Origin of the sequence: Intrasporangium sp. DVR, assembly GCF_040365325.1 — a bacterium.
GTDB lineage: Bacteria > Actinomycetota > Actinomycetes > Actinomycetales > Dermatophilaceae > Intrasporangium.
Window position 1 is genome coordinate 202,270 of the sequence record NZ_BAABZW010000001.1, and the last position, 13,124, is coordinate 215,393.

General features: G+C 63.8%; 10 protein-coding genes. 4 read left to right on the forward strand and 6 right to left on the reverse strand.

Features of this window, described 5'->3' with window-relative positions; genetic code table 11:
- Positions 1–40: 40 nt before the first annotated feature.
- Complete coding sequence (locus ABWV20_RS00995; protein WP_353352881.1) at positions 41–721, forward strand: class I SAM-dependent methyltransferase; 681 nt, start codon at positions 41–43, stop codon at positions 719–721.
- Positions 722–777: 56 nt separating this feature from the next.
- Here the strand turns inward: ABWV20_RS00995 and ABWV20_RS01000 are convergent, their stop codons facing one another.
- Genes ABWV20_RS01000 through ABWV20_RS01020 form a run of 5 tightly spaced genes read right to left on the reverse strand, consistent with a single transcriptional unit; the run spans position 778 to position 8,044 of the window.
- On the reverse strand, positions 778–1,815 hold the full coding sequence (locus ABWV20_RS01000; protein WP_353352882.1) for a glycosyltransferase family 2 protein: 1,038 nt from the start codon (positions 1,813–1,815) through the stop codon (positions 778–780).
- 24 nt (positions 1,816–1,839) lie between these two features.
- Positions 1,840–2,760 (reverse strand): glycosyltransferase family 2 protein, encoded by a 921-nt coding sequence (locus ABWV20_RS01005; RefSeq protein ID WP_353352883.1) that lies wholly within the window; start codon positions 2,758–2,760, stop codon positions 1,840–1,842.
- Positions 2,757–3,950 carry a glycosyltransferase gene (locus tag ABWV20_RS01010; protein ID WP_353352884.1) on the reverse strand — a complete coding sequence of 398 codons (1,194 nt, stop codon included), beginning with the start codon at positions 3,948–3,950 and terminating at the stop codon, positions 2,757–2,759. Before ABWV20_RS01010 ends, ABWV20_RS01005 begins: the two co-directional genes overlap by 4 nt.
- Positions 3,947–5,731 (reverse strand): ABC transporter ATP-binding protein, encoded by a 1,785-nt coding sequence (locus ABWV20_RS01015; RefSeq protein ID WP_353352885.1) that lies wholly within the window; start codon positions 5,729–5,731, stop codon positions 3,947–3,949. Before ABWV20_RS01015 ends, ABWV20_RS01010 begins: the two co-directional genes overlap by 4 nt.
- A gap of 6 nt (positions 5,732–5,737) precedes the next feature.
- Positions 5,738–8,044: a glycosyltransferase gene (locus tag ABWV20_RS01020; protein ID WP_353352886.1), complete on the reverse strand. Its 2,307-nt coding sequence runs from the start codon at positions 8,042–8,044 to the stop codon at positions 5,738–5,740.
- 147 nt (positions 8,045–8,191) lie between these two features.
- Between ABWV20_RS01020 and ABWV20_RS01025 the strand changes: the two genes are divergently transcribed.
- Genes ABWV20_RS01025 through ABWV20_RS01035 form a run of 3 tightly spaced genes read left to right on the forward strand, consistent with a single transcriptional unit; the run spans position 8,192 to position 11,909 of the window.
- Positions 8,192–9,745 (forward strand): nucleotide-binding protein, encoded by a 1,554-nt coding sequence (locus tag ABWV20_RS01025; protein WP_353352887.1) that lies wholly within the window; start codon positions 8,192–8,194, stop codon positions 9,743–9,745.
- A 6-nt stretch (positions 9,746–9,751) separates the two neighbouring features.
- Positions 9,752–11,089 (forward strand): hypothetical protein, encoded by a 1,338-nt coding sequence (locus tag ABWV20_RS01030; protein ID WP_353352888.1) that lies wholly within the window; start codon positions 9,752–9,754, stop codon positions 11,087–11,089.
- Positions 11,076–11,909 carry a polysaccharide deacetylase family protein gene (locus ABWV20_RS01035; protein WP_353352889.1) on the forward strand — a complete coding sequence of 278 codons (834 nt, stop codon included), beginning with the start codon at positions 11,076–11,078 and terminating at the stop codon, positions 11,907–11,909. Before ABWV20_RS01030 ends, ABWV20_RS01035 begins: the two co-directional genes overlap by 14 nt.
- Here ABWV20_RS01035 and ABWV20_RS01040 read toward each other — a convergent pair.
- Entirely contained in the window at positions 11,906–13,039 is a 1,134-nt protein-coding gene (locus ABWV20_RS01040; RefSeq protein WP_353352890.1) for a glycosyltransferase, read from the reverse strand. The two genes, ABWV20_RS01035 and ABWV20_RS01040, sit on opposite strands and share 4 nt — an antisense overlap.
- Positions 13,040–13,124: the final 85 nt, after the last annotated feature.

Genomic DNA, 13,124 nt, shown 5'->3' on the forward strand with positions numbered 1-13,124 from the left:
GGGCTCCATCGGCCTTCGTCCTCACCCTGGGGGGGCGCGGATGAATCATCCCCCACAGCAGTCGGTGTACGGGGACGAAGCACGCCCCGAGGTGCGCCCTCTGATTCCGTCAGGGGTCACGAGCGCCCTCGACGTCGGATGCGGTCGCGGTGGCTTTGGACGTACGTTGAGGGATCTCCTGGGCGAGCATGCCCGCATTGTGGGCATTGACGCCGTGGAAGAGAACGTACGTCAAGCTCGGGTGGGTCATGGGTTCGATGAGGTTGTTCTTGGGTATTTCCCTGACGCGATGACGCCGCCGAGTGAGCGATATGACTTGATCATCTTTCTCGATGTGCTCGAGCACGTCCTGGACCCTTGGAACGTCTTGCGCGCCGCTCGGGATCATCTCAACCCGGGCGGACGGGTGGTTGCAGCCATTCCCAGCATTCAGATGTGGAAGGTGCTGCGGGGACTCATCAAGGGTCGATGGGACTACACCGAGATGGGCACGCTTGACCGAACTCATGTGCGATTCTTCACCAAGGCGACGATGATCGAACTGTTCGAGGGGGCGGGTTTCCAGGTGGACGAGTGCCGAGGTGTGAATTCTCAGAAGCCCAGACTGCGCCCCGTTCGCGGCATAATCAACCGCAGAATGCTGAAAGACATGAAGTGGCTCCCGACGGTCCTTCCCGACTCGCAGTGGCTACATTTTGTGGTCGTGGGACGCATGCGTTGAAGGGGGTGCCGCGGGCTGTTCATTAGGGGGTGATGCGCGGGTCCCTAGCGCGGGGGTCACAGTGCACGGACCTCACCAGCGCTTCGCCGGCGCATGACCAGGGCGCGCCAGAATAGGCTTGGAGACAGCAGGAAAAGGGCTGTACCGAGTGCAGGCTTGGTCGATCTTTGAACCCGACGTTTCATGATCCTTCGCATGCATTGATTTAGACCAGGGTATCGCCGGTCGATCTCCAAGAGTAGATCCTTCATATTCGCGTGCTCTCCGTACCGCATGCAGTTCTCGAGGTGACGAAAGTACCCACCAACTGCGTTATTAATCAGGATGCTTTCCGCCAAATTGTTGGATTCCTCGTTCTGCGATGCTGCTGCCAAGTAATGCGAAGCTCTGATGTGCGCCTGTACAGAATCGAATTGCCGGATGTCACCGCTACGCGTCATGGACCCAGGCCTAGCGACGTAGAACGAGAGTGTCTGGGGAATGAAGACGGTCACCTCCGAACGACAGGCGGCCTTGTATATGAACTCGCGATCTTCTCCGCTTCGACATCCCTCTGTGAAGTTGATTGTATATCGGGACAGGAAACTTCTTCTGAAGGCGGCGCTTCCCATCCAGATCGAGAAATCACCACGGACGAGGTGACGAGTCAGCGCGAGGCCACCCAGCGGCCGCTCTGTTGGGGGACGGAAATGTTCGAAATAGTGTCCAATAACCATCGTGTCGGGGGTCACAGTGTCGAAACCCCAGCACACTATGTCCGGACTTTCGGTCTGGAGCACGCCGCGGAGCTGGGACACCAATTGAGGCGAGACATAATCGTCTCCATCGAGAAAGAGAAGGTAATCGCCGGTTGCAGCGCGCGCGCCCGCGTTCCGTGCCGCGCTAACACCAGCATGGCGTTGAGTAATGAGTCGAGAGGGGATGCTGGGTGCGCTCTCGAGCAACTCCGTGCACAAGGCCGCAGTTCCATCGCTGGAACCGTCGTCCACCACTATGATTTCAGTATCATCTCCGCTCTGAGCGAGAACGGACCTTATGCTGCGGCCTACGTAGGGGGCTACGTTGTACGTCGGGATGATGACGCTCAGTCGCATTGTGTGCCCTTCACATAACACATTTCATCTACTACGCCACTGGCGCTCGCGTAGCCACATAGCCGGCCTGTGGAGAGTTGGAAATAGTGCCAAGAGTAGACTCTTGACGTTGCCGAAGTGCATTGGCTGGACGCGTAAGGCGCCTAGCGCAGCAAGACATGCGGCACGGTACCTATGTTCAAGGCGCTCGTGCCGTGCAATGATGCGAAGCAGTGACGCCTTGGTCGAGGGGTCCGCGGTGAGGCGATGGCGATAGCGATCCTGGAGCAGTTTGGCAGCCTCTTTGTGCGAGGATCCATAACGATGGTCCCGCTGCGAGTGATTTTCGACGAACACGTCGACCACCGCGTGCTCGACCCTTGGGATAGCTCCCTCCAGGCCGGTAGCTGAAATATATTCGCAAAGCCGAAGCCCGAGGTCCTGGTTCTCGGAAACCCTCAGGCGTGCGTCGTAGCCCCCAACGGCGAGGAGTAAGTCCCGCCGAACCGCAAACCCGCCGGCGAGGATGGTGCTCGCGCCCATTGTGGGGTCGGTCGTCGAAAGGTGGCACTCACGGAGGGACCCAGTCTCATCGCCCTCTCTTCGGTAAGAGATCGCAGCCGTCACAGCCAGTGAGTCGTCGGAGATGGCCGACGCCCAGCTCTCCAACCAGTGCGGTCGCGCGAGGTCGTCGTCGTCCAAGAAGGTCACCCAAGGGTGCCTAGCCTTGGATATCCCCAAGTTCCTCGCTGAGGACACTCCCTTGGGTTCCTGGTTAACGATCCACACCCGTGGGTCCGCAACCTCCGCGAGCATTTCCCGGGTTCTCCGGACGTCGCCATCTGAGACCACGACCAACTCGAAGTGGGGATAGGACTGCTGGAGGACCGATTCGACGGCCGCACGCAGCGACTGCCGCGAGCCCTGTGTGGGGATTATTACGCTGAAGGCAACAGGTGTGTTCATGGGGCCGCCGTGTCCAGGTGTGGGGCATGACCTCGGCCGACGGGTGTCCCAAGCCGACCCGTCGCCGTCGAGTCGAAGAAGGCGTACATTCGGCGAGCGATCGCGTCGATCGTGTAAAACTCCTCGAAACGGGCTCTAGCCATTTGCGCCATGCGGAGTGATCCGCCCGGATCATCCAGCGCAGTGATCAGGATGCTGCTGAGGTGCTGATGGTCACCTGTCCGAAAGGTTCGACCGCCCGAGGCAGGACCCCGTCCCAGCACTTCTTGATTGGGCTCGATGTCGGAGGCCACCACGTGACAGCCGGCGGCCATCGCTTCGATTACTGTCCCCGGGCTGCCCTCACGATGAGAAGGGAAACACAGGACGTCGGCCGCAGACAGGAGTGCGTTCACATCATTGCGGTGACCGAGAAACCTGATGTCCGCATTGATGTGTGATGCGGACTGCTTCAGCTCCCGCGAGGATTGCCCGTCCTTGCCGGCGAGCAAGACTACTAAGTCGGAAAATCTTGCTGCGACGCCGGTCAAGGAGCGCATTAGTACCTCAAAACCTTTCGCGGGCTCCAACCGACCGACCGCAAGGATCACAGGGGCCTGTACCGGGATGGCAAGCGAGTTGCGCGTTCTCCGACCGAGTCCGACTGGACGGTATCGGTATTTGTGAGGATTGCGCCCCCGGGGAATGACGTCGATGCGCGACTGAGGAAAGCGCAGATCGCGTGTAATGCTATGGGCAACGGACTCGGAGACAGCATGAATTCGCGTAGCGAATCTCGCCGTGAGCCGGTCCGCCGCCAAGGCGAGGCGTAGGCGCTCAGAACCAATCTCTTTCCTGCGCGCCGCGCCGTAAGAGTCACCAACTACGCTGGTAGACACACGAGTATGTTTGAGCCGTGCGGCGATACGGCCCGCGAGGTCGGCTTCATAAAGCGTCGTGTGCACCAAGTGGGGTTCGATCCGCCTAACGGCATCAGCGACCATGTACACATTGCCTATGCGTCCCAACTCCCTCGACCCGGTATAGACTGTTGCGCCCTGACTCTTCAGTGCCGTACCTAGGTCAAGCTTCGGCTGGAGGGCCAGGACGTGCAGGTCGATGCCCATCTCCACAAGGCCCGGGGCCATCTCAACCAAGGAAGTTTCGGCGCCGCCGGGCGCTAAGGAGTCTATAACGTACAGCAGTCTCACAAGGGCCTCCTCGGAATCGGCGGGATGCCCGCGATGGCCATGGCCTTCTCATAGAACTCGCTGTGAGCGCGAAGTGCGGAGGGTGAGTCGAATGCGGTCATTCGTCCCGTCTCGATAACCATTATCCGGTCGCAGATATCCAAGGTGGACATTCGATGAGCGATGATCACAACAGTCACCCGGCCCTTCAGGCTGGCTAGGGTGTCCCGGACTAAGGCTTCACTCTGTCCGTCGAGTGCCGAGGTTGGCTCGTCGAGGATAAGAAGTTCGGGGCTTCCGGCGAGCGCGCGCGCGATGGAGAGGCGCTGACGCTGGCCGCCAGAGAGTTGCGTGCCACGCTGGCCGATATGGGTATCAAAAGCGTGCGGAAGGGCCTCGATGTCCGACAAGATGTTCGCCTGCCCGGCCGCCCGCACCAAGGCCGATTGATCGATGCCATCGCGAAAGAAGCGGATATTCTCCGCCACTGTCCCCGTGAAGAGAAGTGCCTCTTGTGCCACAAATGCGACCCGCCGGCTCCACCAGTTTCGATCCACCTCGAGCAGATCGACACCATTGACCCTTACGGAACCTGAGGTTGGCTTCCTCAGCCCTAGAAGTAGCTGAGCCAAGGTCGACTTGCCGGCCCCTGACGGTCCGATCACGCCTACGATCTCGCCGCCATTCAAGCGGAACGTGGCATCTCGTAGGGCCAATGCCCCCTCGCCGTAGGAAAACCTCACATCGTGAGCCTCGAGTGGCGCGACGCTGGCGGGAGTGAGAGCGCCGCCTTGGGCGGGAGATGCGGTGTATCGCTCAACAGTATGTCTGACGAGATCAAGGAAGGGTGCGTTGGCGGCCAAGGAGCCTATCGCCGAGGCAAGTTGTTGCCCGTAGCTCAGCGAGCGCAGCATGAGGAGCATTACGGCGCCGATCACGGTGAGGTTACCGACCCCCACCACACTCAGGATCGCGACTCCTGAGAGAATGGCGGCGTAAGCCAACGACATGTAGACGGGGGCCAGAGACCCGGTCACAATCTGTACCTTGCGCTGGGTGTCGGCCGCGTCGTGTGTGAGCTGGTCGATGCGCTTGGCAAAGCGTGCCTGAACACCAAAGGCCTGCATCTCAAGCCCTAGCGACCCGAGCTCGGAAACGGAGTTGGCGAAGCTCAAACCAGCGGCTGCGGCTGCTTCAGCGCGGCGGCGAATGCGTCGGCGGAGCGGGGTGAGGATTGCGCCGACCAGACCCAGAGCCACCAAAACGGCAACGGTCGACGCAACGTCGACAAATAGCCCCGTACCCAGGAAGGCCAGCAGGCTCAACAGGGCTGTCACTGCCTGAGCGAACGTGGAGATCGTACTATTCACCCGCTGAACGAACGTAGTGAGGAGCTCCTGGAGCCGCCCAGCAGGCTCCGCCTGTTGGACGGCCCAGCTTGCCCGGAGGTACGCGTGGGACAAGACCTCCCGCTGTTCGGTGGTAACCGTTTCGGTCAGTGTCGCGGAAACCGAGACGCCCACTAGGCTTAGGGCTAGGCGCATGATCAGGACGAGAGCTGCGAGTGCAAGGGCGCCGCTCACGGATGCCGAGTGGCCGAGAACCGGACCCACTGTCGCCTTCTGAGCCACCAAGGCCATTGCCACCCCGGTGATGATTACCAGGAACAGCGCCTCGAGGAGGGCTCCCAAGAACGAGACGCTGGCGAGGGCCGCTAGTCGGGCTCGGTACTTTGACACGAGCTCGATAAGAATCGAAGAGCCAGTAGATGACTTGCCGGCCTTACCCCTAAGCATTCTCATTTAGGCTCAGCTCGATCTCTCATTCGGAACGTTCACCAATCTAGCGTGCGTGGCCGCCTCCATCGTTCGCCCAGATTGCTTTGCAACCTTCGAGACAAGGTTCCGCCAGAGACCGGCCGTTGCACTCAAGGAGAACTCTTCTTCGCACCAACGACGAGCATTCGCCCCCAGTTGCTGCCGTAGGTGCGCGTCCTCCAAGAGAGCGCCGACACGTCTGGCGAGGTCCACAGCGAGTCCGGTGTCGACCACCGAGCCGGTAACGCCGTCGGACACGACATCGTTGACACCTGCTGCGGCCGTTGTGACCACAGGAACGCCGCTAAGCCCTGCCTCAATGAGCACGCCGGGCATACCCTCAGTCGCCGGGTCGCTCGTCATCACGAGCACGCTGGCTCGCCGCAGGAGATTGGGCACGTCATTGCGGATGCCCAACACGGTGACGCCCAGCGCCCCTGCGCGACCTTCCACAGCCGGTCGCAACGGGCCGTCGCCAACCACTGAGGCCTCAAATTCGATGCCTTTGGCGCGCAGGATGTCCACCACATCGAGGAAAAGATCAGGGCGCTTCCCCTCCTCCAGTTGTCCTATGAACAGCATAAGTGGCGGGTGCGCACGATCGTCGACGTCCGGAGGCGGGTGGTAGATGCGTTCATCGCGCCCGTTCGGGATGAGAGACAGCTTCGCCTCGGGTACTCCAAGCACTGCGTGCGCCTGATCGAGGATGGCCCGCGAGACGCCTACCACTTGCGCCGCGCGGCTGACGAGGGCGCGATAGAGCCATTGTCGCGATCTTCGGCTGAGCTCCGTAGAAGACAGCCCCACCTTGTAGTACACAATCGGGACGCGTCCGAACGCGGCAACCGCGTACTTCAAGGGTTCCCCGCCATGAGCGACAACGAGGCTCGCACGCTCGGCTCGTATGGCTCTTCGTAAAGCCCAGGCCGACCGCGGATCGAAGCCCAGCCGTCGAAGCATGCCGGAGGAGACCCGAAGCTGAACGTCCGGCCTCAGACCCCCCGGCGGGGCCTCAAACAGGGCGACAACGAGGTGGCGTTGGCCCAGGTCGTCGGCGAGCGCGTCCCGCAGCTGAGCGGCATACACTTGGGCGCCGCGGGCGAGATCGGTGGGCAGCACATGCAGTACGGTGAGGCGGTCCTCTGGCCTGCTGCGCCGCTTCGTGGCAGCCACCCGGGCGTAAGTATCGAGTGAAGCCTGCGCCACCACGCGCTGGTTGAATTCCCGCAGTGCCCGTTCGCGCGACGCATGGGCGAGGCGCGTTCGAAGCGACGCGTCACTGATGAGGCGATCGACTCCTTGGAGGAGCGCCGCTCCGTCTTGAGGGGACGTAAGAAGTAGGTGGACGCCATCGCGCCCAATCTCCCTGCACCCCCGAATGTTCGTGAGAACCATGGGAAGGCCACAGGCTGCGGCTTCCATGGAGGCCCTGGAGAAGCCTTCGCGGTGAGACGCCAGGACGAAGATGTCGAAAGCTGAGTAGACCGCGGGCATGTCGGTGCGTTCATCGACGAATCGGACTGCGCTCCTGTCGACAGCTGCTGCGTCGGCGTCAGCGCCGTCGGCTGGCCCGACCCAGACGAAGGTCGCTTTGTCTCCTAGTCGTCTCGCCGCGTGCGCGAACTCCGTCAAACCCTTCTCTCGGACGCGACGGCCTACGGTTCCGACGAGCAGCTCGTTGTTGTCAACACCTAGCTCTGCGCGCACTCGTCGCCGGCCCTCAGGGTCCCGCGTGAAGCGGGTCAGGTCGACACCGTTGCCCACGACCCGGTGCTTCCCACGTTTCAAGAAGCGTCGAAGGGTCGCCTCGTCCTCGGCGTTCTGGAACAGCTCGTAGTCGGAGAAGCGCGCGGCGAGAGCCTCGAGCCCATAGACGAAGGCGCGCTTTGCGACTGAGTCCTCGGGTCTGGCCCATAGGCCGTGGCACGTGTTGACCACCACGGGAACCCCCACAAGTCGACCGGCGATGCGACCCATGACCCCTGTCTTGGGATTGTGGGTGTGGAGGACATCGAGGTCAAGCCTGCGGATCGTCCGAACCAATTCAACGAAGGCTCGGGCATCGCGGCCGGGTTGCCAAGTGCGTGTCAGTGCGTCAATGGGAATGTGCTGCACCCCGATCGCCTCCACGCGCTCGACATACGGACCGGGAGCGCTGAGGCCAAAGACGTCATGCCCTTGCTCGACGTCCACGGCCAGTTCTGTGCCGAGGAGGAGAGCGAGACTCATGTCCACGGTGGTGAGGTGCCCGATCCGGAGCCGGGCATCGCTCGACGTCGGGGCGGGGTCGGCAAGCACTCCGGCATCGTCGCAGGATTGGGCCTGAACTCAAAGGCCGACCAATCACCGTCGGATACGATCCATGTCAAGAGCCCATTCGTGGGAAGGTTCACGCATGCTTTCCGTGGGGACGCCGCCATTGCCGCGACACCAAGGAGAGACTGCATGACGCTCAGCGAGTACCTGAAGGTCTTCCGTCAACGCTGGCTCGTCATTGCCATCACGACCCTGGCAGCGGCTGCAGTGATGTGGATGACGTCCCCAGCAGTCGCTGACACGTCACAGAAGGCCAGCTCCTACACAGCGACCGCGACGCTCCTGGTCACGAGCTCGGAGACTGACTCAGAGTCCCCGATGGGCAGGATCGCGCTCTACCTGACCACCGGCGAGATCCCGCAGCGAGCCGCTGCCGAGTTGGGATACACGGGTGACCCCGCGGTCCTGGCCGCCAGCCTCACCGTCACGCCGGACTTCACCGCGGGGGCTCTCACCGTGGCGGTGACGGACGCGAACGGAGAGCGCGCTGCCTCGATAGCCAACACTTTCGCCGACGAGACCGTCACCTACTTCAAGAAGACCAGGCCTGGCGTGGGGCGTGCGAACGTGAGCATCCTGCAGCGCGCCACCCCAATCCCAAACGCCACAGGTGGCGGCTTCGTCATTCCGCCGGACCGCACCACTCGCACGGCGCTCGCCGCGGGTCTAGGCCTGCTCCTCGGCTTGGGCCTAGCGCTTGTGCTGGACCGGGTGGACTCTCGGCTGAGGACGCGTTCTGAGATCGCCGCTGCTCTGAGGCTGCCGATCATCGCCGAAGTGCCGAAGATCAGTCGCTCCCTCCGACGCGGCCGGAGCATCGGCGTGGCGGACGAGCCGCTGAGCCCCTATGCAGACGGGTACCGCGCTGCCCGCACGGCATTGGTCCACACATCGAGCCTGCTCGTCCAGGGCGACGAGCGGCGACCCACGGCACATCCGGAACCGGTGCCCGCTGCGTCGGCGAGCCTGATCCTCGTCACCTCTGCACACCCCCGCGAAGGCAAGACCACCAGCGTCGCAAACCTCGCGGCGAGTTTCGCCGAGACCGGACAACGGATCCTCGTACTCGACGGCGACCTCCGTTCGCCCGACACCCACAACATCTTCGACGTCCCCCAAGGCGCCGGGATCTCGGACTACCTGACCGGACCCGACGACACGCCACTCGAGTCGCTGATCCGACCCACCAATGTCCCTGGTGTCCGGATCATCACGGCAGGCACGCGGTTGGAGCACCCCGCATCCTTGGCAAGCCGAATGGGCGGTCTGCTGACCGAGGCACGGGGACTCGCGGACGTCGTGCTCGTCGACAGCGCTCCGCTGCTCGCGGCCAGCGACGTCTTCGATGTCCTGCCCCTCGTGGACACTGTGCTTCTCGTGGTCCGCTCCGGGCGGCTCACTGAAGTAGCGGGCCACCGGGTCTCTGAGCTGCTCGGCCGGTTCCAGGTGCCAGTGGCCGGAGTCGTCGTCGTGGGCGCACAGTCCAAGCGCTCAGCGGGCTACGGCTATGGCTATGGCTATGGATACGGCGACAAGAAGAAGGGAAAGGGCCCCGGGAACAGCCCGCGGCCAGCGGTAGAAAGCCCGCGGGAACTGTCTGACGAGCGAGTCCCCGAGAGCCGAAGCGCCAGGCGAGAGGCATCGCGGAAGCGTAGTTCTCGCCGCACATCGTCGTCCGCCTGACCGTCGATGAGGCATCTCTCGGTCCGTGCGGGGGCGGTCACGCTCGCCCTTGTCATCGGAGGCGCCGTTGCGGCGGCGCTCTCGTGGGCCCTTCGGACTCAGTCGTACAACGTCTGGGGCGCCATCATCGTCGTCCCGCTCCTCACCGCACTCAACCTCCTGCTGATCTCGCGGGTCGCGCGGGGGTCACGAGAGAAGTGGCTCGGCTCGCTCCTCGTGTTGGCGCTCGCCGCCAAGATCCTCGGAACCCTCGTTCGCTACGCGGTCGCCTACGTCGTGTACGAGGGGGCGGCAGATGCAGAGCGCTACAACCTCTATGCGGCGGCGCACTACCAGCTGTGGCGGCAGGGATCGATCCAGTGGGAGGTGGCAGGCGCTCGCGGGACGCAATACATGGAGTTCATCACGACAGTCATCTACACGGTCATCGGTCCTTCCCCCCTAGCTGCATTCGTCGTGTTTGCGTCGTTTGCGTTCTGGGGTCAATACCTGTTGTACCGGGCATTCTGCGTTGCGCTGCCCTGGGCCAACGCGCGGCGCTACGCCCTTCTCGTCCTGCTGCTCCCATCGATGTTGTACTGGCCCTCGAGCATCGGCAAGGAGGCATGGCTGATGCTCTTCGTCGGGGTCACCGCTCTAGGAGCGGCCAAGCTGTTCGCCCACCGATCAGGCGCTGTCGTTCTACTGGCAGTGGGGGCGGCGGGCACGGGCATCATCCGGCCGCACATCGCCCTGCTGCTCTTCGCTGGCCTCGCGGTGGCTCAGCTCTTCCGCCCCACCGGCGAGAGGTCGACCGACATCCTCAGCAAGCTGGGCGGGCTGCTCGTCGTCGGTGCGGTGACCGTGGTCCTCACGACACAGTCCGCCGCGATGCTGGGGATCGACGATCTCAGCTGGCAGGCGATCTCCGAGAGCGTCGATTTCCGACAGGAGCAGACCGCTCAGGGCGGGTCCTCCTTCTCCCCGGTCCCGGTCACGTCGGTCATCGGGATCCCCATTGCCGTCATCACCATTTTGTTCCGCCCGCTTCCGTGGGAAGCCCAGAACGCCCAACTTCTGCTGCAGAGCATCGAAGGGCTGGTTCTTCTGGCCATCACCGTCAGAGCATGGCCCGCCATCCGACGACTGCCGCAGGTCATGCGCCAACACGCGTACGTCGTGTTTGCGATGACCTACTCGATGGCGTTTGTCGTCGCGTTCTCCGGCTTCGGCAACTTCGGCATCCTCGCTCGCCAACGTGTGCTGATGCTCCCCTTCTTCTTCATCCTTCTGGCTCTCACCCCCGCCAACGCACCGCAGTCGCCGGCCCGAGCCACGAAAGACGTTCACCATGCGCCCCGCTGACACGACTGCCAGCGCGATACCACGCCATCGTGGTCGCAAGCGAGTCAAGGAGGTCCTCGCCCTCGGACGTGGACGCCGTGTCGCTGATGGGGCGACCCTGCTGATCTACCACCGAGTCGGCGGGGCCACGAGTGACGAGCTCGACCTGTCGCCTGAGGACTTCGCGAGGCAACTGCGGATGCTCGAGCACCACGACGTCGTGTCCCTGGACGATGCACTCGACCGCCTGGACCGGGGCAACACCACCCCGAGTGTCGTGCTGACCTTCGACGACGGGTTCGAGGACGTCTACGAGAATGCCTGGCCGCTCCTCCGAGATCGCGGCCTTCCGTTCACGGTCTACCTCGCGTCGGCTTACATGGGGGCGGCGATGGTCTGGGAGGGGGCGACCGCTCAAGGGGCGCCGGGACGGGGAATGTCGTGGGTGCAGCTCGGCGAGATGCTCGATTCAGGGTTGTGCACGGTCGGCAACCACACGCACCTGCATGTTCGCCCGGAAGATCTCTCGGTGGGGGAGCTCGACCGGTGCAACGACGAGGTTCGTCAGCACCTCGGCGTGACGCCGCAGCATTTCACCTATCCATGGGGCGTTCCGGTCCCGGACCTGCGCCCGGCGCTCCGAGAGCGGTTCCGCAGTGCCTCCACAGGCCATCTCGGACGCAACCGTCCTGACACGGACCGCATGGAGCTTCGCCGGGTGCCCGTGCGGCAGAGCGACCCCGACCGCTTCTTCCGCGCCAAGGTCGAGGGATCTCTGCTGCCAGAGCGGGTCTACTCGCAGTTCGTGCGCGCCGGCAAGGCAGCAGGGATTCGGCCCTAGCGACGAGCCAGCTGGGTGTAGGCCCGCTCCTCTTCCACTACGGCGGTCCTGATGTCGAAGGACCGAGCCCGTTCCTTGGCAGCCGCCGACATGGTGAGTCGAGCATTGACGTCGCTCGCCAGTCCGTTCAGGGCGTGAGCGAGCGCCTGCGGGTCACGCGGTGGCACGAGTCGCCCGGTCTCGCCGTCGGTCACTGCCTCGGGCACCCCACCCACTGCGGTGGCGACCACGGGCAGGCCCTGCGCCATGGCTTCCATGATGGACACGGGCAGGCCTTCATAGGCAGAACCAAGGATGAAGATGTCGGCTGCGGCGAGCAGGTCGGCCACGTCGGTTCGGTAGCCGAGGAGGCGAACTCTCTCGCCCAGCTGGAGTCTGTGGTGGAGAGCCTCGATCTCGTCGGCCAGCGGTCCCTGGCCGACGGCGAGCAGGACCAGCCGATCATCGTCCCGGAGCGCCAGGCGTGCCGCCTCGAGCAGGTTCGGATAGTCCTTTTCCCGCCGCAGGTTGGCGACCGTGATGGCCACGACCGCGTCCTCCGGGATGCCTAGCTCACCTCGGACGCGCCGTCGCGTCCCCTCCTCAGGGGTTGCCGCGCCCTGCACGATCCCATGCACGAGGACCGACGTGGAGGAGCGGCGCGACGGCCACATGGAGCGCCGCACCTCTTCCGACACTGCCCAGCGGCGTGCATCGAGGCCGGCGGTCACGGCATTGAGCAGACGGGTCGGGCGCGAGAAGTTGCCCCACACGTTGTGCTCAGTGGAGACCGTGACCGGCCGCCGCTGGGCCGGGAGAAGGCGGGCAGCGACCCTGGCCACTCCAGCGACAAGGGGGGAGTGCGCATGAACGACGTCAAAACGGGGGAGGAGCCGCCACAGCCGGATCGGCCAGAGGTACCTGCCCCAGCGCCCATCACCCACCAGGGTGGACGGCACCCCCGCCCGAGCCAAGGCCCCGACCAGCTGGTCCTTGTCGGGTCGCACGTACGCGGCCTCGTAGCTGAAGCGTTGGTGATCAGCGACTGCCGCCGAGGACACGAGGAGCTGCTCGGCGCCGCCCGGGCCGAGGCCCTTGATGGCCCACAGGACGCGGACAGGGTCGGCGTGGTCGCGCCCCGCATTCGGCATGGGGTCAGTCTGCCGCAGACCCATCCTCCGCAAGCCGCGGCGACATAGACTCGGTCCGGCGCCAAGGAGCTGGCGTCTTCCTGGG